This is a genomic window from Xanthomonas sp. NCPPB 1067 (genome assembly GCF_020783795.1).
GTDB lineage: Bacteria > Pseudomonadota > Gammaproteobacteria > Xanthomonadales > Xanthomonadaceae > Xanthomonas > Xanthomonas melonis.
Genome location: NZ_JAJGQG010000004.1, coordinates 57484 through 81883, shown reverse-complemented (window position 1 = coordinate 81883; position 24400 = coordinate 57484). Strand labels below are relative to the sequence as shown.

The window sequence follows — 24400 nt, the reverse complement described above, 5'->3', positions numbered from 1 at the left end:
GTTCGCAAATTCAACAATCCTGGTCAATGAGCCCGAGCGTTCCGTTGCAAGAACGCCCAAATGCCCAAGATGACGACATCAGATGCGAAGCTACCGCCTTCGTCCTGGAGCGGGCCAGTATTTCGCTGAACGCGCGCGTCAAAGTTCACAACATGGACATCGCCCGCACATTGGTCAATGCCGGCGCCGGTTGACTATTGCGGACGATTTACCGTGGACGGACTGGCGGCATGCGGGGCCCCGGACCATCGCGCGGATTTCAATGGAAGCCTCTCCCGCTTGGCCATCATCGACATGGACGGCCGGACCATTGCAGCAGGCGCCGAGGTGGCCGAAGGAAGCAGAGGCATACTGCAACACGCTCGGGGTCAGGGCTTTCTGCAACCTACGGCAAGCCCAGTCAGAACGCGCCGCTTGATCAAACAGCAAGGCCGTCTGGCACTGCCCACACCCAATCAGGGCAACCAGGATACTCTCGACGTTCCTGTGGCTGTGCGCCTAAACGCTTAAAAAGCCTTTCGTGGTTCGCCGAGTAATTACGCTCGCTGAAAACGATCTGCTCGATTCCGAACTCTTGGCGTAGTGCGTTAGCGAAACCTCTCGCGAGCGCTTCGCCAAAGCCTTTGCCCACAAGATCTTTCTCAACGGCGAAGTGCCCCACAAGTGCCATTTTATTGCCCGGATAAAGGCTCCACCCGTGTACATAGGCTATCGGCATACTGCCATTGATCCGGACATACAGGTCAGTACTCAGCCCTTCTATGTTCCGAAGCCTCCCTACTCCTTGGCGGCGTTGATAGAGACACGCGTATTGAAGAAGCCGGTGCTCCAACGCGTGTCGGATACCGTTATCGTCCAGTACCTCCGGCGCAGACGCCGCTTTACTCCAGGGCCATTTCATCTTGCCTCCTCCAGATTTCCCCTCACACTAAGACGATTTTGGCCATCGCCCATGCCGGCGTTGCTATCCTGCCTCGCGATATAAAAAGACTTGCCTCCTACTTGTAAGCCACAAAACCAGTGGGCTGCAGGAGGTACCTTAACCTCAATCAATCTGGATCTGAGCGGTCGACATGCACCAAGACGACTTCACCAACATCTGTTGCTAGTAACGCGCACGCTTGCCTACGTCGCCGATGTCATGCGTGCGTGCAAAGAGTTCCCCAGCAATAACAGCGTATCGTCCTTTGACCGCAGTTGCCCCGAGGCAAGCGCCTTGAGATAGGCCTCGATCACTTCCAGGCTTTCTGGCGCCACCGGCGATGCACCCGCTTCCTCAACCTGCTCCCCCGCCTCCCAACGATCCAGGCGATTGGCCCAGTCCTGCATCATCAGACGACGCTGCTCCACGTAGGCCGCATGGTTGTAGGCGGCGCGGATCTGATTGGGGTCGGCGTGCGACAGCTGCGCATCGATCCATTCCACACGGTAGCCCAGCTCATTGAGAGCGGTGGAGATCGTGCCCCGGATGCCGTGGCCGGTCAGCTGCTCTTCGTAGCCCATGCGACGCAGCGCGCCATTGAGCGTGTTTTCGCTGATGGGCTGTTTGAGGTCATCACGATTGGGCAGCAGATAGCGCTGCGCCGGCCGCCTTGCCTGGGCGTCGAGCAGGTCGCGGACGATGGCAATGGCCTGGGTCGACAGCGGCACCACGTAGGGCGGCACGGTCTGGCCTTCCTTGCGCATCTTCAATTGCAGTTGCTTGACGATCACCGCGGGGATGGTCCACAGGCCTCGTTCCAGATCGAACTGCTCGGGCACCGCCGCGCGCAACTCGCCCGTTCGAACGCCAGTGAGGAACAGCAATTGAATGCCCTGGCGCGTGGTCTTGAAGCCACGGTACTTTCGCAATGTCCGCAGGAACGCGGGCAGTTCCTCCATGCGCAGGAACGGGTTATGGCTCACCGGCGGCTTGGGCACGGCCACGATGTCCAGATCGCTGGCAGGGTTCGCAGGCAGGCCCTTCTCCACCATCGCGTAGCGAAACATCTGGTTGAACCAGGTGCGCACCTTCTCCGCAGTGGTCAGCGCATGGCGGCGCTCGATCTTGCGCAACACTTCCAGCAGGTGCGCCGGCGTCACGTCAAAGATGGACAACGTGCCGAGCCAGGGCAGCACGTCCTTGTCGAAGATGCGATTGATCTGCGACAGCGTGCTCTGCCGGCCGGTTTTCAGGCTCAATGCCTTGAAATCCCGCCACGACTGGAACACTGCTTGGAAAGCATGGGTCACTGCCGCCAACGCCTTTTCTTCGGCCTGGCGAAGATACACCCGCGGATCGACACCATTGGCAAGCTGAGCCCGGAGTTCATCCCGGCGGGCTCTCGCCTCCTTGAGGCTGATCTCTGGGTACGGGCCGATGGCGATGCGAGGCTGCTGGCCCAGCCATGAGAAACGGAAGTGCCACTTCTTCTTGCCTTTGGCACTCACGAAGAGCAGCAAGCCGTGCGCGTCGTTGAGGGTGTAGTCCTTGCCAGTGGTCCTGGCCTGCCGTACGGCAGTATCTGTCAAAGCCATCGAGCTCTCCTTCAGGATGAGGAGAGGTGTACCGACGTCGATGGAAGCAGCACAGCCGAAAACCGGACAACCCAGCGCCCGGATTTTCAGTACTAATTTATGTACTAAAAAATCGTGGCTGGGGGTGGATTTCAGCAGACTTCGCTGGATGCTCCACAGACAGAAACCACTGTGGGATCAAGGAGCTATGGACCTCACTGGAAGTCCATAGCATAAGAATTGGAGCGGGAAACGAGACTCGAACTCGCGACCTCAACCTTGGCAAGGTTGCGCTCTACCAACTGAGCTATTCCCGCGTGGAGCGAAATTGTACAGCTTGTTACTTCGTTGCGCTAGCCCCGTCATCGCTGACGATGAGAACACTGCGGGGGCGATGTGGAGGCCTGGGCCGGAATTGAACCGGCGTACGCGGATTTGCAGTCCGCTGCATAACCACTCTACCACCAGGCCGAAACATCCAAACCAGGCATCCTGCCTGCTGAAACTTGGAGCGGGAAACGAGACTCGAACTCGCGACCTCAACCTTGGCAAGGTTGCGCTCTACCAACTGAGCTATTCCCGCTTGGGAGGCGAAATTCTACAGCGAACAGCATAGCTGTCAACTGTTGCTTTCGATTTTCTTCGCCTTGTTGCTGATCGCCGCCTTCTCGTCGGCGCGCAGGCTTGGCCATGCCGCCTGCAGGTACTGGAATCCGGACCACAGCGTCAGCAGCGCGGCGATGGCCAGCGTCCAGTAGCCGGCACGGAAGATCAGGCTGCCCAGCCAGATTTCGTGTGTCGGCATCTGCCCGGGTGTGACCGAGTACAACAGACAAAGCAACGCCACCATCTGCGCGGTGGTCTTGATCTTGCCGATCAGTGCCACGCGTACCTTGGCGCGCTGCCCGATCTCGGCCATCCATTCGCGCAGCGCCGAAACGGCGATCTCGCGCCCCACGATGACCGCTGCCCAGAACGCCATCCACGGCGTCGGGTGGCCTTGCACGATCAGAAACAACGCCACCGCCACCATCAGCTTGTCGGCGACCGGATCCAGGAAGGCACCGAACGCGGAGTACTGGTGATAGCGTCGCGCGACCCAGCCATCCAGCCAGTCGGTGATGGCCGCAAGCGCGAACACGCCAGCGGATGCAAAATTGGTCCAGGTATACGGCAGGTAGAACACCACGACCAACACCGGGATCATCACGATCCTCAGCAATGTCAGCCACGTGGGGATGGTCAACTTCATTACGGGCTCGACTCGCCTGGCGCATCGGGAAGCGCCAGCCCGTGCAGGTTAGCGTAGATTCGCGCGGCGAGTGCAGCATTGACGCCATCCACCCGTGCGATCTCGGCTTCGCCGGCGGCCTTGAGACCGACCAGACCGCCGAAATGCTTGAGCAGGCTGGCCCGACGCCGCGGCCCGATCCCGGGGATATCCTCGAGCTTGCTGGTCATGCGCGCCTTCTGCCTGCGCCCACGGTGGCCGGTGATCGCGAAGCGATGCGCCTCGTCGCGCACCTGCTGGATGAATTGCAGTGCTGGCGATGCGGCGCCCGGCCGCAGTTCGCGGCCATCGGCCATGATCAACGCCTCGTGCCCTGCCCTGCGCTCTTCGCCTTTGGCAACGCCGACCAGCAACACGTTCTCCACCCCCAGATCGGCCAGCGCAGCCTGCGCCTGCGCCAGCTGACCGGCACCGCCGTCGATCAACAGCACGTCCGGCAGCACGCCGTTCTCTTCCACGGCGCGGCGGAAGCGCCGCTCGATCGCCTGGCGCATCGCAGCGTAATCGTCGCCGGGCGTGATGCCGGAGATATTGAAGCGCCGGTACTGACCGCGCACTGGCCCGCTGGCATCGAACACCACACACGAGGCCACGGTGGCCTCGCCCATGGTATGGCTGATGTCGAAGCACTCCACGCGCTTGACCGGTTCGGCCAGCCCGAGCATCTCGCGCAACGCTTCGCTGCGCGCGTGCTGCGCGCTCTGACTGGTGAGTTCGGTCACCAGGGTCAGCTGCGCGTTGCGGGTCGCCAGCAGCAGATAGCCGGCGCGCTCACCGCGCACGTTCCATTTCAACGCCACCTTGTGCTCGGCTGCGGCGCTGAGCGCGGCCTCGATCAGCTCCGCGTCGGGAATCTCGCGATCCAGCAGGATCTCGCGTGGCGGCGAATGTTCCGCGTAGTACTGCGACACGAAGGCGGCGAGGATCTCGTCGGCACTGTCTTCGCCATTGGTCTTGGGAAAGAACGAGCGCGTGCCCAGATTGCGACCGTCGCGAAAACTCAGCAGCAGCACGCAGGCCTGGCTGGATTGGGTGGCGCAGGCCAGCACGTCCAGATCCGCGGCGCGGCCATCCACATACTGACGGTTCTGCATGCTGCGCAACGACGACAACAGATCGCGCAGGCGCGCAGCCCGCTCGAACTCCAGTGCTTCGCTGGCCTGCTGCATCGAATGCATGATCTCTTCGCCGAGCTGGTCGCTCTTGCCCTCGAGAAACATGGTGGCGCGACGTACCGATTCGGCATAGTCCGGCGCGGCGACCAGGCCGACGCAGGGGCCGCTGCATCGGCCGATCTGGTACTGCAGGCAGGGTCGGGAGCGATTGCGAAACACGCTGTCCTCGCAGCTGCGCAACTTGAACAGCTTGTGCATCAGGCTCAGCGTCTCACGTACCCCGGTCACGCCGGTATACGGGCCGAAGTAGCGCCCCGGCACCGCGCGGGGACCACGATGCAGCGCGATCCGCGGCCAGTCTTCGCGCGTCAGCAATACGTACGGGTAACTCTTGTCGTCGCGCAGGGACACGTTGTAGCGTGGCGACAGCGACTTGATCAGCTGGTTTTCCAGCAGCAATGCCTCGGCTTCGCTGCGGGTCACGGTGACGTCCATGCGCGCGACCTGCGACAACATGGAGGTCAGTCGCGCGTTCTTCGGCGTCCCGTTGAAATAGCTACCTACCCGCTTACGCAAGGCGCCGGCCTTGCCGACGTACAGCAGCGTGTCGTCTGCCGCGTACATGCGGTAGACGCCGGGCGCGGTACTCAGCTGTGCGGCAAACGCCTTTCCATCGAAATCGGCTTTGGGCCTTGCGCTCATTCGTCTATCGCAACATCACTCAGCGCGCCGCTCGCCAGGTCGTAACGCAGGACAGCATGCGCATCGGTTTCGGAAATCCACACCGCGCCAGCCGTGACCGCCAATCCGGCCGGACCATGCAGGCGGCGCGGCAACTGGACCGTGGTCAACTCGCCGCCGCCCAAGCGCAGGCAACGCAAGCGCCCGTTGCCGGTATCGGCGATCCACAGCAGCGGCGAATCGGCTGCCAGTGCGATGGCCTGCGGGAATTGCAATTGCGCCGTGCCGCGCGGCCCGTCCTGCTCGCCGAACTGCCACAGGCCCTGCCCGCCGACCAGGGTCTGTATCAGATCGCCCCGTAGCTGCATAGTGCGGATCGACGAGCCCAGGCCATCGCAAACGTAGGCGACCTGCTGCACCGCCGCCAATCCTGCCGGCTGCGCGAAAGCAGCCAGATGGCCGCTACCATCGCGCATTTCAAGTGCGCCGGTGCCGGCACGCGCACGCAATGCGGCGCGCCCCAGGTCATAGCTCCAGATGCGGTTATCGCCGGCCATGGCGATCAACACCTGGTTGTCGGCGATGGCCAGCCCTTGCGGATAGTTCAGCGGGGAGGCGCCAGCGAACGCGACCGGTCCTTCCGACGGCTCGCCCGGACGACCGGTGCCGCACAGGGTATCCACCTGGCCGCTGCGCAGGTTGATACGGCGTAGCGCGTGGTTGCCGGTGTCGGCGACATACAGCTGGTCGCGCTCCAGCGCCAGGCCTTGCGGACGCCGGAATGCAGCTTCGCCGATGCCGCCATCGATCAGATCGGCATTGCCATGGCCGAACTGCCGCAGCACCCGCCCGCCGTGGGTGCATTCGAGCACACGGTGGTGGCCGGTGTCTGCCACGTACAGGCGATCCTCGGTGGCCGCCAGCCCGGTCGGGAAACGCAGTGCCAGACGCGGCTCGGGTTCGCGCTCGGGCACACCCTGCAGGTCGGCATCGGAGGGTTGTTGCTGGCCTTCGCACAAGGCGGCCAGCGCCCGGTCCAGGTCGCTGGTGACGCCTACCAGGCGCTGGCGTTCGCGGCCATGCGCATCCAGCAGCACCAGGGTGGGCCAGGAATCGATACCGAAACGGCGCCAGGTCTCCCAGTCGCGGTCGAGCAGGATCGGCGCGCTGACGCCGTGTCCGCGCAACTGTTTGAGCGAGCGCTGCGGCAGGCGTTCGCTATCGAAACGCGGCACCTGCACCACGATCACCTGCAGCCGCCCGGGGCTGCGGGCCTGCCACTGCGCCAGTTCGGCCAGGCGCTCGGCACACCACACCGAGCTGGCATTGACGAACGCCAGCACCAGGGCACGCCCGCGATGCTCCTGCAAGGTGGAGGGCCTGGCGTTGAGCCAGGTGGGAAATTCCGGCAGTTCCTGGGTGAGCTGGGCAGTCATGAAGGGATTATGCCCAAGCGCGATCAGCCACGGGTGAGTGTGGCCACGGTCTGGCGCGCGGCGGTATCGACCAGTTGCCAGACATCCTCGAAATCCGCGGCACCGCCGGTGTACGGGTCGGGGATGTGTTCACCCGCCTCCACGCCTGCCCACGGTAGCCAGAGCGCGACCTTGTCGCGCAGCGTGGCAGGCGCCAGCCGCTGCAGATCGCGCAGGTTGCTTGCGTCTGCGCACAGCAGCCAGTCGTAATGGTCGAAGTCTTCGCGCAGCACCTGACGGGCACGCAAACCGGAGATATCGACGCCGTGCCCGCGTGCGCAGCGAATGGCGCGCGGGTCCGGTGGTTCGCCGGCATGCCAATCGCCGGTGCCGGCCGAATCGACTTCGACACGACGCGTCAACCGCGCCTCCTCCAGTCGGGCGCGCAAGGCGCCCTCGCCCATCGGCGAGCGGCAGATGTTGCCCAGACAGACGATCAGCAGCTTCATGCCGACGCCGTGCGTGCCTGGGCGCGCGCCAGATCGTCGGCAGTGTCGATGCCCGGCGGAAACTGCTCCGGCGTCAGTGCCACGGCGATGCGATGCCCCGCTTCCATCGCACGCAATTGTTCCAGCGATTCGATGCGCTCCAGCACGCCTGGCGACATGGCGGCGAACTGCTGCAGGAAGCCGGCGCGATATGCGTAGATGCCGATATGCCGCAGCCACTGGCCTTCCTCCGGCAGCTGGTCGCGCTGGCTGGCGAAGCTGTCGCGATGCCAGGGAATCGGCGCCCGGCTGAAATACAGGGCATCGCCGCCTGCCGTGCGAACCAGCTTCACCACATTGGGATCGAACAGGTCGTGCGCGCTTTCCACGGCGGCGGCCAGTGTGGCCATGTCGGCGCCGGAACGCAGCAACAGCTCGGCCACGGCGCGAATGCCCGCAGCCGGCGCGAACGGCTCGTCGCCCTGCAGGTTCACGACACAGGTGTCGGCAGCCCAGCCGGCAATGCGCGCGCATTCGGCGAGGCGATCGGTCCCGGAGACATGCGCGGCGCTGGTCATCGCCACGCGGACGTCGGCCAGCCCCTGAATGGCGTCGGCGACCCGGGAGTCGTCGGTGGCCACCCAGACCTGGCTGGCACCGGCAGCCAGGGCACGTTCGGCCACATGCCGGATCATCGGCTTGCCGTCGATCATGCACAGGGGTTTACCCGGCAAACGGGTGGAAGCGTAACGCGCTGGCACGGCGACCACGAAGGGGGGCATGTCGGCCGATGGTTGGAGCGATGCCGGATCCACGGCTGCGCCTGTTTGCATTTTGTCCGCCTTTTTGAGAATAATTCTTATTCATAGCTGCCAGTGTCGTCGCTCGACCGCCGACAGCCCCGCTATCTCCCCCATTCTAACGACCCCATGAACGCCGAACTCTTGCTCCCGCAGCGCGTTGCGCTGCGCCCCCTGGCCGTCGCGCTGCTGCTCTGCCTTTCTCTCGTCAGCACTGCGCACGCCGACGACGGTGCCGACGCCAGCAACGCCCGCACCCTCGATGCGGTCACCGTGCAGGCCGAACGCGCAGACGGCTACACGGTACGTCGTAGCGATACCGCGACCCGGCTCGCGTTGACGCCACTGGAAACCCCACAATCGGTCAGCAGCGTGTCGCGCCAGCAGATGGACGACTTCGCCCTGAACAACGCCAACGACGTGCTCGCGCTGGCCGCGGGCGTCAATGTCGAACGGGTCGAGACCGATCGCACCTACTACACCGCACGCGGCTTCGACATCCTCAACTTCCAGGTCGATGGTCTGGGGCTGCCATTCACCACCGGCCTGGGCGAAGGGGACGTGGATACGGCGCTGTACCAGCGCATCGACGTGCTGCGTGGTGCCAATGGCCTGCTGTCGTCCACCGGCAACCCGTCGGCGACGGTCAATTTCGTACGCAAGCGCCCGACCGATGCGCTGACCGGTGCGGTGGTTCTCAGCGGCGGGTCGTGGTCGACTTACCGGGTGGACGCCGACGTGTCCGGGCCGCTCACCGATTCCGGCAACGTGCGTGGCCGCGTGGTCGGCGCCTGGCAGGAGGGCGACAGCTACCTGGACCGCTATTCGCTCGACAAGAAGGTGTTCTACGGTGTTCTCGAAGCGGATCTGACCGCCAGCACGCTGCTGACGCTCGGTGCCAGCTACCAGGACAACACGCCGCGCGGCGGCATGTGGGGGGCGCTGCCGCTCTACTACACCGACGGTAGCCCGGCGCGCTACGACCGCTCGACCAGTACCTCGGCCGACTGGAGCGGCTGGACCAGCACCGATACGCGGGCGTTCCTGGAAGTGCAACAGGCGCTCGGCGGCGACTGGACGCTGAAGGGCTCGCTGAACTATCGCCGCTTCGATACCGAAGGCGACCTGTTCTACGTCTATGGCCAGCCCGACCGCCAGACCGGGCTCGGTCTGCTCGCCTATCCGTCCTTCTACAGCAGCCAGGATCGGCAGAAGTTCGCCGACGTCTACGTGTCCGGCACCTTCGCGCTGGGCGGCAGGCGCCACGACCTGGTGGCCGGCGTGAACTGGGCCAAGGTCGATACCGCACAGCTGTCGCTGTACGGCCGCGGCATCGGCACTGCGCTGCCACGACTGGAAGACTGGACCGGCGCCTATCCCAAGCCACCGTTCGATGCGGGCACCGCTGGCGCCAATTTCGACATGACGCGGCGCACCGCCTACGCCACCGCACGCTGGAGCCTGGGCGAGCAACTCACGCTGATCACCGGCATCAACCAGACGCAGGTGGAAAGCAACGGCGCCAGCTACGGCGTGCAGCACCGCTACGACACCGACAAGACCCTGCCCTTCGTCGGCGCGGTGTATGCGTTCGCTCCCGATTACGCGCTATATGCCAGCTATGCGGAGATCTTCAATCCGCAAACCCAGCTGGATCGCAACCTCGCGATACTCGACCCCATCACCGGCAGCAATGCCGAGCTCGGCATCAAGGGCCAATGGCTGGACGGCCGGATCAATGCGGCCTTCGCCCTGTTCCGCGCCAAGCAGGACAACACTGCCGAGGGCGACGGCAGCGTGGGCACCTTGCTGGTCTATCGTGGCATCGATGCCACCTCGACCGGCTACGAGGCTGAAGTGGCCGGGCAATTGAGCGCGGCATGGCAGCTGAGCGGCAGCTACACCCAGCTCGGCCTGAAGGACGACACTGGCCAGAACGTGCGCAGCTATGTGCCGCGGCGCATCGCCAAGCTCGCCACCACCTACCGCGTGCCGGGCATCGATCGACTCAAGGTGGGCGTGAATGTGCGCTGGCAGGATGCCATCGCGCGCGTGCAGGACAGCGGCCCCGGCGTGATCCGTCAGCCGAGCTACGCGCTGGTCGGCGCAATGGCCAGCTACGACGTCACGCCACAGTTCAGCGCCACGCTCAACGTCAACAACCTCACCGACCGCCGCTACATCAACAGCCTGTACTGGGATCAGGGCTACGCCGGCGCAGGCCGCAACTGGTGGCTGTCGCTGAACTATCGGTTCTGATCGGCGCGCCACTGCGCTTGGCGACCCGCAAAGGGACGCTGGGCGCGCCTGGCCATGCAGGGCGCTGCCTGCCGAATGCGCCGGTGCCGGCGCCCTGCCCCAGTCGAGCCCGAAGCGCCGGCTAATCGGCGTGCCGGCTGGCCAGCGTATCCAGACGATCCAGCAGACTCACCCAGAACGCGGCTGGCAGCCCGGCCTTGAGCGGCACGCTGTACAGCCACTCGTCGGCGAATGGACGGCATTTCACCGCATCCTTCTCGGTCATCAACACAGGCAGGCGGCTGCCGAAGCTGAAATCCTTGGCCGTGTACGCATGATGATCGGGGAAGGCATGCGGTACCACGCCGATGCCCCGGGCGCGCAGCATGGCGAAGAAGCGTTCCGGATGTGCGATGCCGGCGACCGCATGCACGCGTTGACCGGCCAGGACGCTCAGCGGTCGCGCGCGCTTGCCGTCCATCGGCTGCACACTGTCGATGCTCAGGTGCATCTGCCATTCACCGAAACCGGCAGCGTCGGCCGGCGGGACTGCATCGCTGGTCTGGCCGAGATTGACGACCCGGAAGTCGCACTCATGCGCCCGCGTGGCCGGTTCGCGCAGCGGGCCGGCAGGCAGCAGGCGGCCGTTGCCGTAGCGGCGCTGGCCATCGACCACTTCGATCTCGACATCGCGTGCCAGCCGGTAGTGCTGCAGCCCGTCGTCACAGACGACGATGTCGCACCCCGCCTCGACCAGCGCCTTGGCGGCCGCAACGCGGTCACTGTCCACGCGTACGCGTGCCCCTGTCTTCCATGCGATCAGCACCGGCTCGTCGCCACCGAGTGCGACCGGCGTGTCGGCATCGACCCAACGCGCAGTGCCGGCGTCGTCGCGGCCGTAGCCCCGACTGGCCACACCTGGCGTCCAGCCTGCTTCCTGCAGCTTGGACACCAGCGCAATGGTGAGCGGCGTCTTGCCGGTACCACCGGCGGTGACGTTGCCGACCACGATCACCGGTACCGGCACGCCATGGCGCTTGCGCCAGCCGCGCCGGTACAACCCGCGCCGCAACGCGATCGCAGCGCCGTAGACCGGCGCCAGCAGGCGCGCCGGCAACGGGATCGGCGTGCTGTCGTACCAATACCCCGGTGTGCGGGTGCCGCGCTTGCTCATGCCTGCCGTTCGCGAAACTGCATGCCGTGCAGGTGCGAATAAAGTCCGCCCAGCGCCAGCAATTCGGTGTGTGTGCCACGCTCGACGATGCGGCCCTGGTCCATCACCAGCACCTGATCGGCATGCTCGATGGTGGACAGGCGATGCGCGATCACCAAGGTGGTGCGGTCGGGCATCAGTTTGTGCAGGGCGTCCTGCACCAGACGCTCGGATTCGTTGTCCAACGCGGCGGTCGCCTCGTCCAGGATGAGGATCGGCGCATCCTTCAGCATGGCGCGCGCGATCGCCAGACGCTGTCGCTGGCCACCGGACAATCGCCCGCCCTTGGTTCCCACGTGCGACTGCAGGCCCTCCGGCAACTGCTCGACGAATTCCATTGCGTTGGCACCGTGGATGGCGCGCTCCAGTTGACCGGCCTCGACGCCGCGCATCTCGCCGTAGGCGACATTGTCGGCGATGCTGCCGTCGAACAGCATCACCTGCTGCCCGACCAGGGCGATCTGGCGGCGCAGATCGGCCAGCGAATACGCCTGCAGCGGTTGGCCGTCGAGCAGGATTTGCCCGGATTCGGCTTCGTAGAAACGGGGAATCAACTTGATCAGGCTGGATTTTCCGCTACCGGAACGCCCGACGATCGCAGTCACCGTGCCGGGCTGGGCGACGAAGCTGACATCGGCCAGTGCTGGATTCACCTGCTCCGGATAGCGCGCGGTCACGCCGCGGAACTCGATCAGGCCCTTGGCGCGCGTCAATGGCAGTGTGCCCTGATCCGGCTCGTTCGGGCTGTCCAGCACCGAGAACAGGCGTTCGGCCGAGGCCAGGCCGCGCTGCACCATGTTCTGCACGTTGGTGAGTTGCTTGAGGCCGGGAATGATCGTCAGCATCGAGGTCATCAGCACCACGAAATCGCCAGCGGTCAGGCGCCCAGCCGCTGCCTGCGTTCCGGCCACGAACAACAATGCCGACAAGCCGATCGCGCCGATCATCTGCACCGTTGCAGTCGATAGCCCGCGGGTGGATTCGACCTTCATCGCCAGGCGCAGGTTGCGATCGGCCAGTGCGCCGTAGCGCTCCATTTCGGTCTGCTGCGCGCCGTAGATCTTGACTTCCTGATGGCTGGACAAGGTCTGGTCGGCGGCCTGCAACAGCTGCGCACCGCTTTCCTGGATGCTGTGGCTGATACGTCGATAACGCCGCGCCACCTTGTCCATCACCCAGGCCAGTACCGGCGCCAGCACCACGATGGTCAAGGTCACCTGCCAGCTGTGCCAGAGCATCAGCGCCAGGGCGCCGATCACCTGCAAGGATTGCTGGATCATCACCTTGACCGCATCCACCGCCGCCTGCGCCACCTGGTCCGAGTCCGAACCCAGGCGCACCAGCATCGAGGGTACCGGCTCGGCGTCGAAGCGCGATCCGGGCAGGCGCAGATACTTGGCCATCACCTTGATGCGCAGATCGCGCGCGATGCTGCGCGCCGACTTGCCCATCGCCATGTCGGTGATGTAGCCGGCGGCGCCGCGGACCACGAACAACAGGATGATCTGTACCGGCAACCAGTTGCTGACCGCGGAGTTCTTGTAGATGAAGGTCTCGTCGGTGATCGGCTTCATCAACGCCAGGAAGCCAGTGGTACCGGCCGCCTCGATCAAGGCAGCGATCAACGCGACCACCAGCAACAGCCGGTAGGGCTTGGCGAAGGCCAGCAGGCGACGGTACGTGCGCCAGGACGAGACTGGCGCCGGGCGTTCGTTAGGATTGGTCACTGGCGGGTTCCGTTCCTGCTGGTCGTACCGGTAGCGCCGGGCTGCGGCGCAGTGGCGATGGCAATGCGCCGGAAGCCAAGCTGGCCCAATGCATCCTGCGCAGTCACCACGGCCTGGTAAGGCGTGCGCGCATCGGCCCGCATCAACACGGTCTGTTCGCGATCGTCGCCGGCGATCTGGGCGATGGTCTGCTTCAGCGAGTCCACATCCGCGCGCAGCACCTCTTGATCGTTGATGAAGTAATGCCCGTCTGCATTGACCAGCACACTCAGCGAGCGCGGCGGCGCGCTGGTGTTCTGATCGCTGGCGGTCGGCAACTGCAGTTGCAATGTGGAGCGTGCGTCGAAGGTCGTGGTCACCACGAAGAAGATGATGAGCACGAGAATGACGTCGATCAATGGCACCAGGTCGATATGCGGCTCGTCCTGGCTTCGGTCACTGCCGATACGCATCCGTCAGCCCTTCGCCGCGGCAGGTCTGGCGCCAGCCGCGCTCGGCACCGCGGCCGGTGCCACGCGGCCATCCATCGTATCCAGCAACAGCGTGGCTTCCTGTTCCATCTCGATGATGTAGCCGGCGATGCGCCCTTTGAAGAAACGGTGCGCCATCAGTGCCGGCACCGCGATGATCATGCCGGTGGCGGTGCACACCAGTGCCTTGCCGATGCCGCCGGCCAGCTGATTCACGTCGCCCACGCCATGGTCGAGGATGCCCAGGAACATCTGGATCATGCCGACCACGGTACCCAGTAGGCCCAGCAACGGACCGGCCGAGGCGATCGTGCCCAACGCATTCAGGTACCGCTCCATGCGATGGACCACATGGCGGCCGGTGTCTTCGATCCGTTCGCGAACCAGATCGCGCGGACGGCCGCGCACATCCAGCGCCGCCGCCAGCAACGCGCCCAACGGCGAATTGCGGCGCAGCGACTCGATATGGGTGGGGTCGAGCTTGCCGCGCGCGGCCCAGTTACGCACTTCTTCCCCCAGGCCTGGAGGCGTTACTTCGTTGCGGCGCAAGGTCCACAGACGTTCCAGCACGATCGCCAACGCGATCACGCCCAACAACAGCAACGGCACCATCGGCCAACCGCCCGCCTTGACCAGCTCCAACACGATTCGATTCCTCCGGCGACGTGGCCGCCTATTCGCTGGCCGCTAGGATAACAGCCGACCGCCGCCGTTCTGCAGCGTCCCACAGCCGCGGCTGCCAACGCCGTCGTTCGCGCACCTGCAGGCCGTCGGCGCCCAGCCACACCCGCAGCGCGCCGGAGTCGGCAGTATTGAGCACTTCGGCACCACTTTCCCGCCAGCGCCGTACCACCTGCGCGCGCGGGTGCCCGAAGCGGTTGCCATACCCCGCAGACACCAGCGCAAGCCGCGCACCGGTGGCGGCGATGAAGGCCGGATGCGAACCGTCGGCGCTGCCATGGTGCGGCACCACTACCAGATCCGCCCGCACTCCTGCGCCTGCGTCGCGCAGCAGGCGATGTTCGACAAGCTCGTCAATGTCGCCCGGCAGCAACGCGCTGCCGTGCCGGGTTGCGACCCGCAGCACGCAGCTGGACTGGTTGCGCAAATAGGGGAAGCGAGGGCTGGGATGCAGCAAGGAAAAGTGCACTCCGTCCCATTCCCACTGCTGGCCGGCCTGGCAGCGGGTGGCCACATCCACTGGCGCTCCGGCGGGCGCCGCGGTCGTGGCGACTGGCATTCCGGCGCGCACCGCGGCGTACCCGCCAGCATGATCGGCATCGGCGTGACTGAGGATCAGCGCGTCCAGCCCACGTACGCCGAGTGCGTGCAATGCCGGCAGGACCACGCGCTCGCCGGCATCGAAGCCGTCGCGCACCGCCGGGCCGGTATCCAATAGCAGCGCGTGCCGCTGCGTGCGCACCAGCACGGCCAGGCCCTGGCCGACATCGAACACGTGCAGGTCGGCCTCCCCTGCGGCGGGTAATTCGCGATCCGGCCACAGCAAGGGGAGCCACAACATGATCGCCAACATCTTGCCCGGCGTGCCGCGCGGCAGCAGTAGCCAGAATGCCCCCAGCAAGGCCGCGAGCAACGCGATCGCGGTGGATTCGGGCACCCACCAAAGCGCCGCCGGGGTCCGCCCCAGCCAGACAAAGCCGGGCCAGGTCAGCTCGAAGCACCAGCCCGCCAGCCGCCATGCCCAGGTGCCGGCCCCCAGGTAAAGCGCTTCGAGCGCGGTTCCCAGCAGGCATAAGGGCACCACGACACAGGTCCACCATGGAATGGCGACCAGATTGGCCAGCGGACCGATCAACGACGCTTGGCCGAACAGACTGACGGTCAGCGGCAACAGACCGACCGTGGCGACTGCCTGCGCAGAAACAAATCCCCGCACGACGGCACGGTCGTCCGGCGGCAGACACCATACCAGCCAGGCGACACCGGCAAAGCTCAGCCAGAAGCCTGCCACCAGTACGCTCAATGGTTCCCAGCCCAGCACCGCCAGCAGGGCCAGCGCGAGGATCTGGGCCGTCGTGGCGCGTCTTCGCAACACCCGCGCCGCTGCGACCACCGCAATCATCAGCACCGTTCGCACCGTGGGCAGGGCCAGACCTGCCAACACCGCATAGGCCGTTGCGCCGATCGCCGCGGCGATCGCGGCCGCATGCAGGCGCGGGATGGTGGTCCCCAGACCCGGCTGCCAGCGCCACAGCGCCGTCACCAGCAACGCAAAGAAGGCGGCCACCAATCCGACATGGAAACCCGAGATTGCGATCAGATGACTGAGCCCGGTGGCACGCAGCGTTGCCCATGCCGCATCATCCAGCCCACGCGTGTCGCCCAGCGCCAGCGCCCGCAAATACGGGGCCGACGGCCCTGGCACCTGCGCGGCGATGTGCGACGACATCCGGTCACGCCAGGCATCCACGCCGCGCGGCGCAGCGAGTTGACGCGCGGTGACCGGGTCGCGCACGGCGCCGGTTGCCGCCAGGCGCTGCGCCAGCGCCTGGCGCTCGGCATCGAAGCCGCCCGGATTGCGCAAGCCGCGTGGTGCACGCAGCTTGAGCGGCAACTGCCAGCTCGATCCGGCCCGCAGCGCGGCGCGTGGCCCGATCCGCTCGGCGCCGAAGGGGTCGTACCACGCCAGTTGCAACAGCTTTCCGCGCAATGCAGGCGGCTGCTTCCGATCGTCGTCGACGTGCAGCTGAAAACGGGTGCGCCGCGGCTCGACGATCGGCAATCCGACGACCGAACCGCTGACGCTGACAGTACGCCCTTCATCGGCAGGCTGCAGTTGCGCCTGCAACACAGCGACGGCATGCCAGCCGGTGAATCCAAAGCCCAACACGGCCGTCGCCGCCGCTAGCCCCCACCTGCTCCACCCTGGACGTTTCCACAGAATGGCTCCCACGGCGAACCCGGCGATCAGCATGCAGGCCACGTAGATCCCACGCGGCGCGGCCGCTGGAGACCACGCGCACGCCACGACGCCGAGCAGGAATGCCGCCGCGACGGGCACGGCGGTGATGCGCGGCAGCGCCATGACCGCTGGGGTTGCTTGCCTATCGCCTGTCGCCACCGTGATCGCCCTCGCTTCGCCAGACCACGTTAGGCTGGGACGAGCGGACTGCAACAGCCCAGACGATCGCTTGCGCCTGTAGGAAGATGCCCGTCTCGGCCGTGGCGGTTTGCTGCACGCGCGCGGCACAGGCGCATCGCTGGACACGCTGTCGCCGCAGCGCCAAAGGCGGTCGAAGATGCGGTCTGTGCGGGCAACCGCTGCGCAGCGACGGCTGGCGTCGCCACGCCCGGAGCGCAGGTCGCGTGTCGCCAACGCATTGCCGCTCTGCGCCGTGGCGCGAGAAAACATCCAGCCAGGGACTGACTCACGCTTTGTTCGCCTCGATTTCATGGCGTTGCGGCTATGGTCGCCACTGTTTCGAGGAGTCCCCCCCCAATGCGGAAAGGTATTGCACTGATCGTCGGCGTGACCGGCATCTCCGGTTACAACCTCGCCAACGTGCTGGTGGCCGATGGCTGGACCGTCTACGGCCTCGCGCGGCGCCCCTTGCCTCAGGATGGCGTCATCCCCGTGGCCGCCGATCTGCTCGATGCGGAAGCCACCCACACTGCTCTGCGCGACCTGCCGATCACCCATGTGTTCTTCTGCACCTGGACACGTCGCGATACCGAGCGCGAGAACGTCGAAGCCAACGGTGCGATGATGCGCCATCTATGTGATGCATTGAGCCATGCGCCACTGCAACACATGGCTCTGGTCACCGGCACCAAGCACTACCTGGGCGCGTTCGAGAACTACGGTAGCGGCAAGGCCGAAACGCCGTTTCGCGAGAGCGAGCCGCGCCAGCCGGGCGAAAACTTCTACTACACGCTCGAGGACCTGCTGTTCGCGCACGCCGAGCGGCATGGCTTCGGCTGGAGCGTGCATCGCTCGCACACCATGATCGGCATGGCCAACGGCAGCAATGCGATGAACATGGGCGTGACCCTGGCGGTCTATGCATCGCTGTGCAAGCACACCGGTCAACCGTTCGTGTTTCCCGGCTCACAGGCGCAATGGAACAGTCTTACCGATCTCACCGATGCGGGGCTGCTCGGCCGCCAACTGGCTTGGGCAGGTCTGAATCCCGCAGCGCGTAATCAGGCCTTCAATACGGTCAACGGCGACGTGTTCCGCTGGCGTTGGATGTGGGGCGAAATCGCGCAGTTCTTCGATCTCGAGGCGGCGCCCTGCCCTGAGACACCGCAGCCTCTGGAAGCACGCCTGACCGATACCGCACCTGCGCTGTGGGCCGAATTGGCTGCCAAACATGCGCTGGTGGAGACCGACGTCGATCGCCTGGCTTCGTGGTGGCATACCGACGCAGATCTGGGTCGCGAGATCGAGTGCGTCAACGACATGACCAAGAGCCGCGAACTGGGCTTTACGGACTTCTACGACAGTCGCGCTTCGTTTCTGGAGTTGTTCACCCGTTTGCGTGCATTGCGCATCATCCCCTGAGTGCACGGCGGCCCAGCGCAGGTCATCGCAGACCTGTGCCGATGCCGTCATGCAGGTGCCCGCCAGCCGACATCGCAGATCCCGACGAACGCTGTGGCCACGCGATCACGTTGCCCAGGGCGTGACAGGCTTGGCGATGCTGGCAAGTCAACGTCGGCCGCCGCGCTTGCTCGCTCCATAAGCAAGGCCGCAGTGGCCCAGGACTTGCGGCGCAACGGTCGTATCAACGACACCGGCGTTCACCGGGGTGGCGCCGTGCCCGATACAAGACAGCGATTCGCGCCGCGAACGAAACTCTTCATCGAAACGGCACCGGACGGGCCGATGCTGTCGCAGCAGCTACACCGCCGAAGGCGCCAGCTCGCGCAACCTGCCCTGGTGCAACTCCAGCACCCGATCCAGCCGACGCGCCAGGCTGCGGTCGTGGGTCACCAACACCAGACTGGTGCGCTGGGCGCGGTTGAGTTCCAGCATCAGCTCGAACACCGTGCCTGCGGTCTTGTCGTCGAGATTGCCGGTGGGCTCGTCTCCGAGGACACAACCCGGACGATTCACCAGGGCGCGCGCCACCGCGCAGCGCTGGCGCTCGCCGCCGGACAGCTCGCCAGGCTTGTGCTCGATGCGGTGCCCAAGCCCTACCGATTCCAGCAGCTGCAGCGCCTGCCCGCGCGCCACCGCCACGTCCTTGCCCGCCAGCAGCACCGGCATCATCACGTTCTCCAACGCGGTGAACTCGGGCAACAGATGGTGGAACTGGTAGACGAATCCCAGCGCCTGGTTACGCAATTTGCCGCGCTGGCCGTCCGACAGCGCGGACATGCGCTCGCCGGCCACGTACACCTCTCCGGAGGTCGGAACATCCAGCCCGCCCAGCAGATGCAGCAAGGTGCTCTTGCCCGCTCCCGAGGCGCCGACGATCGCCACGGTCTCGCCAGTCGCCACCGCCAGATCCAGGCCGTCGAACACCGGCGTGCGCATCTTTCCCTCGGCGTAGGTCTTGCCCAACGCCTCGGCGCGAATCACCAGGTCGGCTTGGTTCGACTGTTGCATCCCCGATTCCCGATTCCCGAATCCCGCTTCCCGGATCTCATTCATAACGCAACGCCTCCGCCGGCTGGGTGCGTGAGGCGCGCCACGCCGGGTACAGGGTCGCCAGGAAACTCATGACCAACGCGACCACGGTGATGATCACCACGTCCTGCGTCTGCATGTCGGTCGGCAGGCCAGTGATGTAGTACACGTCCTCGGGCAGCAGCTTCACGTTGAAGACCGTTTCGATCACGCCGAGGATGCGCTCGAGATTGAGCGTCAGCACGATGCCGCCGATCACGCCCATGATGGTGCCCATGAAGCCGATCAACGAGCCCTGCACCATGAACACCTGCATCACGCCACCGGGCGAAAGGCCGAGCGTGCGCAGGATCGCGATATCGGCCTGCTTGTCGGTCACCAGCATCACCTGCGAGGACACCAGATTGAACGCGCCCATCGCCACGATCAGCGACAGCAGGATGCCCATCACGGTCTTTTCCATCTTCAACGAGTGATAGAGATTGGCGTTTTCCTGGGTCCAGTCGCTGACGCGGTACGGGCCGTGCAGATTGAGCGCCAGGTCGCGTGCAACGTTCCAGGCCTGATCCATGTCGTGCAGGCGCAGCCGCACGCCGGTCACGCCGTCCATGCGCAGCACCCGGGCCAGATCCTGCATGTTCACCACTGCCAAGCCGCGGTCGATCTCGTTGTAGCCGGCCTCGAAGATGCCGCTGACGGTGAAGCGCTTGAGCCGCGGCATTGCCCCCAACGGCGTGGCCTGGGTATCGCTGAGCAGCACCACGATGCCGTCGCCGACATCCACGCCCAGCCATAGCGCCAGCTCCTTGCCGATCACGATGTTGTAGGAGCCCGGGGTCAGGCTGTCGACCGAACCCTGTTGCATCTTCTTGGCCAGCACCGACACCTTGGCTTCCTCGGACGGAATCACGCCGCGCACGATGGCAGGCTGCTTGCGCGGTCCCTGCAGTAGCGATTCGGTCTCGATATAGGGTGCCGCGCCGGCAACACGCGGGTCGGCCATGGCGACCTCGACCGCGTGCTGCCAGTCGCGCATCGGCGCACCTTCGGCGCTGACGGTGGCGTGCGCGGCCATCTGCAGCAGGCGGTCGCGGATCTCCTTCTGGAAACCGCTCATCACCGCCAGCGTGGTGATCAGTACGGTCACGCCCAGGGCGATCCCCAGGATCGATGCCATCGAGATGAACGAGATGAAGCCATTGCGCCGCTTGGCACGCAGATAGCGCAGGCCGATGGCAACCGGGATAGGTTTGAACATGCGGTTCAACCGGAAAAGGGACGCTATGGTGCCACTTGCGGCGCCCGGGACGAAATCGCGTGCGCCTGTGCGGCCAGACGCAGTTCACGTCGCTGCGTTGCCGAAAGCGTATCCGGCCAGAAATGCAGGTGGATGCGGCGGTTGCCACGGCCTTGCCAGGACACGACGGCGATCGGCCCGCGCCAGCGCACCTGCAGATCCTCCATACGCTCGCCGTCGACACTGGCCGCGGCGTCGGCCCATGGCACCACCAGTTGACGGACCGGCGAACGCAACAACTGCGTGAGCGACCGAAACGCCAGCAGCACCGCGACGCCTGACAACACCAGTCTTCCCCAGATCGGCGCACCGCAGCCCCACACAGCGCACTGGGCCAGCAGCGCCATCAGCAGCAGCGCGCAGGCAAGCCCGCGCGAGGGACGCCATTCAAGCCGGCATGGCGCGAATATCGGCGATGAGTGCGGCGTTGTCGGCATTCGGGCAGGCCTCGTATCCCATGAACCACCGCCACAACTTATCGTCTTCGCAATCCAGTAACTGTAGGAAAACCGCGCGCTCTGCCGCCGGCGCTTGCGCCCAGCGCCTGTCCAGATACCTGCCGAACAATTGATCCAGCTCGCGCATGCCGCGCCGGCAACGCCAGCGCAATTTCTTCAGCAGCGTGTCTTCGTCCATCTCTTTCTCCACCCGCCCTGCGGCGGACCAAAACGACAGCGGCACCGAGCCTGGAGGCCGGTGCCGCTGCAAACGCCATCCCGCCAGGGCGGGACCGCACCGCCTTGCGATCAGGCGCGACGCGCCATCATCAGCTTCTTGATCTCGGCAATCGCCAGCGCCGGGTTCAGCCCCTTCGGGCAGGTCCGAGCGCAGTTCATGATGGTGTGGCAGCGGTAGAGCTTGAACGGGTCTTCCAGATCGTCCAGGCGTGCGCCGGTGTCCTCGTCGCGCGAATCGATGATCCAGCGATAGGCCTGCAACAGGATCGCCGGGCCCAGGTAGCGCTCGCCGTTCCACCAATAGCTCGGGCAGCTGGTCGAGCAGCAGGCGCACAGGATGCACTCGTACAGGCCGTCGAGCTTCTTGCGGTCTTCCGGCGACTGCAGGCGCTCGCGATCCGGCGGCGGTGGGGTCTGGGTGCGGATCCACGGCTTGATCGACGCGTATTGCGCGTAGAAATGCGTCAGGTCCGGCACCAGGTCCTTGATCACATCCATGTGCGGCAACGGATAGATCGGCACCTCGGCCTTGCCGCAGGCCGCGATCGCCTTGGTGCACGCCAGCGTATTGGTGCCGTCGATGTTCATCGCGCACGAGCCGCAGATGCCTTCGCGGCAGGAGCGGCGGAAGGTCAGGGTCGGGTCGATCTCGTTCTTGATCTTGATCAACGCGTCCAGGACCATCGGGCCGCATTTGTCCAGGTCGATCTCGTAGCTGTCGGTGCGCGGATTGGCATCCACGTCCGGGTCCCAGCGATACACCTTGAAGGTGCGCGTGTTCTTGGCGCCTTGTGCAGGGTAATGCTTGCCCTTGCCGATCTTGGAATTCTTGGGGAGGGTGAACTCTGCCATAGCTGCTCTCGTTGGCTCAGGCGACGCGCGGCGCGAGCGAAAACCGCACCGTGCGCATGGAATTGAAGACGATGGAGGCCACCGCCGAGACAGTGGCACGGCGTCCGGCCACTGGCCGGCGCCGCACCTGCGTCAGGCTGACGCCACACCCCGGATCCGCACGACCGACTTGCGCAGAGCGCCTGATCGGTGGGTATGGGAAAGGAGCGGGCTCAGCCATCGGCATCGACGATCAGTACACGCGCGGCTTCGGCGGGACCACATCCACATCCTTGCTCAACGTGTACATATGGACCGGGCGATAGTCGAAAGCGCACGTGCCCTTGTCGTCCACGGTGACCAGCGTGTGCTTCTGCCAGTTGACGTCGTCGCGGTCGGGGAAGTCCTCGTGCGCATGCGCGCCGCGACTTTCCTTGCGCTGCTCGGCCGAATTGATCGTCGCCACCGCATTGAGCAGCAGATTGTTCAATTCGTAGGTCTCGATCAGGTCCGAGTTCCACACCAGCGAGCGATCCGACACCTTGACGTCTTCGAAGGTGGCGAAGATCTGCGCCATCTTGTCCACGCCTTCCTTCAGCGTCTTGCTGGTGCGGAACACCGCTGCGTCCGACTGCATGGTGCGCTGCATGTTGTCGCGGATCACCGCCGTCGGCGTGGAGCCATTGGCGTAGCGCAGCTTGTCCAGCAGGCCCAGCGCCTTGTCGCAGGCATCGGAGGGCAGCGGCTTGTGCGGCTGGTTGGTCTTGATGGTCTCGGCACAGCGGTTGGCCACCGCACGCCCGAACACCACCAGGTCCAGCAGCGAATTGGAGCCCAGGCGGTTGGCGCCGTGCACCGACACGCAGGCCGCTTCGCCGATGGCGTACAGGCCGGGCACCACCGCATCCGGATTGTCGCCCTGCTTGCGCACCACTTCGCCATGGTAATTGGTCGGGATGCCGCCCATGTTGTAGTGCACCGTCGGCAATACCGGAATCGGCTGCTTGGCCACGTCCACGCCGGCGAAGATGTGCGCGCTCTCGGCGATGCCGGGCAGCTTGTCGTTGATCACTTCCGGGCCCAGGTGGGTCAGGTCGAGCAGGATGTGATCCTTGTGCTCGCCGACGCCGCGGCCTTCGCGGATCTCGATGGTCATCGAACGCGACACCACGTCGCGCGAGGCCAGATCCTTGTAGTGCGGTGCATAGCGCTCCATGAAGCGCTCGCCGTTGCTGTTGCGCAGGATGCCGCCTTCGCCGCGCACGCCTTCGGTGATCAGGCAGCCCGCACCGTAGATACCGGTGGGATGGAACTGCACGAATTCCATGTCCTGCATCGGCAGGCCGGCACGCATCACAAGGCCGCCGCCGTCGCCGGTACAGGTATGGGCGGAGGTGGCGCTGAAATAGGCACGTCCGTAGCCGCCGGTGGCCAGTACCACGCCGTGGGCGCGGAACAGGTGCAGCGAGCCTTCGGCCATGTCCAGCGCGAGCACGCCGCGGCAAACACCCTCTTCGTCGAAGATCAGGTCGAGCGCGAAGTACTCGATCATGAAACGCGCGTTGTGCGCCAGCGACTGCTGATAGAGCGTGTGCAGCATGGCGTGGCCGGTACGGTCGGCCGCCGCGCAGGTGCGCTGCGCGGACGGGCCCTCGCCGTACTTGGTGGTCATGCCGCCGAACGGGCGCTGATAGATCTTGCCTTCCTCGGTGCGCGAAAACGGCACGCCGTAGTGTTCGAGCTCGATGATGGCCGGAATCGCTTCGCGGCACATGTACTCGATGGCGTCCTGGTCGCCCAGCCAATCCGAGCCCTTGATGGTGTCGTAGAAGTGATAGCGCCAGTCATCCTCGCCCATGTTGCCGAGCGCGGCGGAAATACCGCCCTGTGCGGCCACGGTGTGCGAACGGGTCGGAAAGACCTTGGTCAGGCAGACCGTCTGCAGGCCTTTCTGGGCCAGGCCGAAGGTCGCGCGCAGGCCGGCACCGCCGGCACCAACCACGACCATGTCGTACTTGTGTTCTGTGATCTTGTAAGCGGACATCGAATTATGGATTCCTGTTGG

The 24400-nt window shown here is 65.2% G+C and carries 19 protein-coding genes, 3 tRNA genes and 2 pseudogenes; 3 read left to right on the top strand and 21 right to left on the bottom strand.

Annotated features, from left to right (window positions below; translation table 11 throughout):
- Positions 1-26: 26 nt before the first annotated feature.
- A complete protein-coding gene (locus LL962_RS04685) occupies positions 27-194 on the top strand; it encodes a hypothetical protein (RefSeq protein ID WP_228316075.1) in 168 nt (55 codons plus the stop codon).
- A 224-nt stretch (positions 195-418) separates the two neighbouring features.
- Here LL962_RS04685 and LL962_RS04680 read toward each other — a convergent pair whose 3' ends face one another.
- The 10 genes and pseudogenes from LL962_RS04680 to kdsB all read right to left on the bottom strand — a co-directional run bounded on the left by LL962_RS04680 (position 419) and on the right by kdsB (position 8268).
- Positions 419-901 carry a hypothetical protein gene (locus tag LL962_RS04680; RefSeq protein ID WP_228316074.1) on the bottom strand — a complete coding sequence of 161 codons (483 nt, stop codon included), beginning with the start codon at positions 899-901 and terminating at the stop codon, positions 419-421.
- 368 nt (positions 902-1269) lie between these two features.
- Positions 1270-2517, bottom strand: a pseudogene (locus LL962_RS04675) (tyrosine-type recombinase/integrase); the annotation flags it as partial.
- A gap of 220 nt (positions 2518-2737) precedes the next feature.
- Positions 2738-2813: transfer RNA gene (locus LL962_RS04670), tRNA-Gly, on the bottom strand.
- An 80-nt stretch (positions 2814-2893) separates the two neighbouring features.
- A tRNA-Cys gene (locus LL962_RS04665) sits at positions 2894-2967 on the bottom strand.
- 36 nt (positions 2968-3003) lie between these two features.
- A tRNA-Gly gene (locus LL962_RS04660) sits at positions 3004-3079 on the bottom strand.
- Between the two features lie 36 nt (positions 3080-3115).
- On the bottom strand, positions 3116-3748 hold the full coding sequence (gene pgsA, locus LL962_RS04655) for a CDP-diacylglycerol--glycerol-3-phosphate 3-phosphatidyltransferase (protein WP_228316073.1): 633 nt from the start codon (positions 3746-3748) through the stop codon (positions 3116-3118).
- The gene (gene uvrC, locus LL962_RS04650) at positions 3748-5604 is read right to left on the bottom strand and encodes an excinuclease ABC subunit UvrC (RefSeq protein WP_228316072.1); all 1857 of its coding nucleotides are present in this window, start codon (positions 5602-5604) and stop codon (positions 3748-3750) included. Before uvrC ends, pgsA begins: the two co-directional genes overlap by 1 nt.
- Complete coding sequence (locus LL962_RS04645) at positions 5601-7019, bottom strand: hypothetical protein (protein ID WP_228316071.1); 1419 nt, start codon at positions 7017-7019, stop codon at positions 5601-5603. The genes uvrC and LL962_RS04645 overlap by 4 nt, the downstream gene beginning before the upstream one ends.
- A 23-nt stretch (positions 7020-7042) precedes the next feature.
- Entirely contained in the window at positions 7043-7507 is a 465-nt protein-coding gene (locus LL962_RS04640) for a low molecular weight protein-tyrosine-phosphatase (protein ID WP_228316070.1), read from the bottom strand.
- Entirely contained in the window at positions 7504-8268 is a 765-nt protein-coding gene (kdsB, locus tag LL962_RS04635; protein ID WP_228316209.1) for a 3-deoxy-manno-octulosonate cytidylyltransferase, read from the bottom strand. The genes LL962_RS04640 and kdsB overlap by 4 nt, the downstream gene beginning before the upstream one ends.
- A 147-nt stretch (positions 8269-8415) precedes the next feature.
- On the opposite strand from kdsB, the gene LL962_RS04630 reads away from it, so the two are divergent.
- On the top strand, positions 8416-10545 hold the full coding sequence (locus LL962_RS04630; RefSeq protein ID WP_228316069.1) for a TonB-dependent siderophore receptor: 2130 nt from the start codon (positions 8416-8418) through the stop codon (positions 10543-10545).
- Between the two features lie 121 nt (positions 10546-10666).
- Here LL962_RS04630 and lpxK read toward each other — a convergent pair whose 3' ends face one another.
- The 5 genes and pseudogenes from lpxK to LL962_RS04605 form a co-directional block, all read right to left on the bottom strand.
- Complete coding sequence (lpxK, locus tag LL962_RS04625) at positions 10667-11698, bottom strand: tetraacyldisaccharide 4'-kinase (protein ID WP_228316068.1); 1032 nt, start codon at positions 11696-11698, stop codon at positions 10667-10669.
- Positions 11695-13464: a lipid A export permease/ATP-binding protein MsbA gene (msbA, locus tag LL962_RS04620; protein ID WP_228316067.1), complete on the bottom strand. Its 1770-nt coding sequence runs from the start codon at positions 13462-13464 to the stop codon at positions 11695-11697. The genes lpxK and msbA overlap by 4 nt, the downstream gene beginning before the upstream one ends.
- Positions 13461-13916, bottom strand: coding sequence for an ExbD/TolR family protein (locus LL962_RS04615; protein ID WP_104587060.1), 456 nt, complete (start codon positions 13914-13916; stop codon positions 13461-13463). The genes msbA and LL962_RS04615 overlap by 4 nt, the downstream gene beginning before the upstream one ends.
- A gap of 3 nt (positions 13917-13919) precedes the next feature.
- Positions 13920-14546 (bottom strand): MotA/TolQ/ExbB proton channel family protein, encoded by a 627-nt coding sequence (locus tag LL962_RS04610; protein ID WP_255626197.1) that lies wholly within the window; start codon positions 14544-14546, stop codon positions 13920-13922.
- Positions 14434-16980 (bottom strand): annotated as a pseudogene (locus LL962_RS04605) (DNA internalization-related competence protein ComEC/Rec2). Before LL962_RS04605 ends, LL962_RS04610 begins: the two are co-directional and overlap by 113 nt.
- Before the next feature lie 414 nt (positions 16981-17394).
- Between LL962_RS04605 and LL962_RS04600 the strand changes: the two are divergent.
- Positions 17395-18459, top strand: coding sequence for an SDR family oxidoreductase (locus LL962_RS04600; protein WP_228316064.1), 1065 nt, complete (start codon positions 17395-17397; stop codon positions 18457-18459).
- Positions 18460-18798: 339 nt separating this feature from the next.
- On the opposite strand, the gene lolD is transcribed toward LL962_RS04600, so the two are convergent.
- From lolD to sdhA, 6 genes are all read right to left on the bottom strand, one after another.
- Positions 18799-19554, bottom strand: coding sequence for a lipoprotein-releasing ABC transporter ATP-binding protein LolD (gene lolD, locus LL962_RS04595; RefSeq protein ID WP_441004852.1), 756 nt, complete (start codon positions 19552-19554; stop codon positions 18799-18801).
- Positions 19547-20788: a lipoprotein-releasing ABC transporter permease subunit gene (locus LL962_RS04590; protein WP_104587056.1), complete on the bottom strand. Its 1242-nt coding sequence runs from the start codon at positions 20786-20788 to the stop codon at positions 19547-19549. Before LL962_RS04590 ends, lolD begins: the two co-directional genes overlap by 8 nt.
- 23 nt (positions 20789-20811) lie before the next feature.
- Complete coding sequence (locus LL962_RS04585; protein ID WP_228316063.1) at positions 20812-21264, bottom strand: hypothetical protein; 453 nt, start codon at positions 21262-21264, stop codon at positions 20812-20814.
- Complete coding sequence (locus LL962_RS04580; protein ID WP_104587054.1) at positions 21215-21463, bottom strand: FAD assembly factor SdhE; 249 nt, start codon at positions 21461-21463, stop codon at positions 21215-21217. Before LL962_RS04580 ends, LL962_RS04585 begins: the two co-directional genes overlap by 50 nt.
- Positions 21464-21573: 110 nt before the next feature.
- Positions 21574-22356 (bottom strand): succinate dehydrogenase iron-sulfur subunit, encoded by a 783-nt coding sequence (locus tag LL962_RS04575; protein WP_104587053.1) that lies wholly within the window; start codon positions 22354-22356, stop codon positions 21574-21576.
- A gap of 232 nt (positions 22357-22588) precedes the next feature.
- Positions 22589-24379 (bottom strand): succinate dehydrogenase flavoprotein subunit, encoded by a 1791-nt coding sequence (gene sdhA, locus LL962_RS04570; protein ID WP_228316062.1) that lies wholly within the window; start codon positions 24377-24379, stop codon positions 22589-22591.
- Positions 24380-24400: the final 21 nt, after the last annotated feature.

Coding starts and splice junctions, on each gene's coding strand:
- LL962_RS04685 (WP_228316075.1), top strand. CDS start 27: ATGAGCCCGAGCGTTCCGTTGCAAGAACGCCCAAATGCCCAAGATGAC.
- LL962_RS04680 (WP_228316074.1), bottom strand. CDS start 901: ATGAAATGGCCCTGGAGTAAAGCGGCGTCTGCGCCGGAGGTACTGGAC.
- pgsA (WP_228316073.1), bottom strand. CDS start 3,748: ATGAAGTTGACCATCCCCACGTGGCTGACATTGCTGAGGATCGTGATG.
- uvrC (WP_228316072.1), bottom strand. CDS start 5,604: ATGAGCGCAAGGCCCAAAGCCGATTTCGATGGAAAGGCGTTTGCCGCA.
- LL962_RS04645 (WP_228316071.1), bottom strand. CDS start 7,019: ATGACTGCCCAGCTCACCCAGGAACTGCCGGAATTTCCCACCTGGCTC.
- LL962_RS04640 (WP_228316070.1), bottom strand. CDS start 7,507: ATGAAGCTGCTGATCGTCTGTCTGGGCAACATCTGCCGCTCGCCGATG.
- kdsB (WP_228316209.1), bottom strand. CDS start 8,268: ATGCCCCCCTTCGTGGTCGCCGTGCCAGCGCGTTACGCTTCCACCCGT.
- LL962_RS04630 (WP_228316069.1), top strand. CDS start 8,416: ATGAACGCCGAACTCTTGCTCCCGCAGCGCGTTGCGCTGCGCCCCCTG.
- lpxK (WP_228316068.1), bottom strand. CDS start 11,698: ATGAGCAAGCGCGGCACCCGCACACCGGGGTATTGGTACGACAGCACG.
- LL962_RS04615 (WP_104587060.1), bottom strand. CDS start 13,916: ATGCGTATCGGCAGTGACCGAAGCCAGGACGAGCCGCATATCGACCTG.
- LL962_RS04610 (WP_255626197.1), bottom strand. CDS start 14,546: ATGGTGCCGTTGCTGTTGTTGGGCGTGATCGCGTTGGCGATCGTGCTG.
- LL962_RS04600 (WP_228316064.1), top strand. CDS start 17,395: ATGCGGAAAGGTATTGCACTGATCGTCGGCGTGACCGGCATCTCCGGT.
- lolD (WP_441004852.1), bottom strand. CDS start 19,554: ATGAATGAGATCCGGGAAGCGGGATTCGGGAATCGGGAATCGGGGATG.
- LL962_RS04590 (WP_104587056.1), bottom strand. CDS start 20,788: ATGTTCAAACCTATCCCGGTTGCCATCGGCCTGCGCTATCTGCGTGCC.
- LL962_RS04585 (WP_228316063.1), bottom strand. CDS start 21,264: ATGCCGACAACGCCGCACTCATCGCCGATATTCGCGCCATGCCGGCTT.
- LL962_RS04580 (WP_104587054.1), bottom strand. CDS start 21,463: ATGGACGAAGACACGCTGCTGAAGAAATTGCGCTGGCGTTGCCGGCGC.
- LL962_RS04575 (WP_104587053.1), bottom strand. CDS start 22,356: ATGGCAGAGTTCACCCTCCCCAAGAATTCCAAGATCGGCAAGGGCAAG.
- sdhA (WP_228316062.1), bottom strand. CDS start 24,379: ATGTCCGCTTACAAGATCACAGAACACAAGTACGACATGGTCGTGGTT.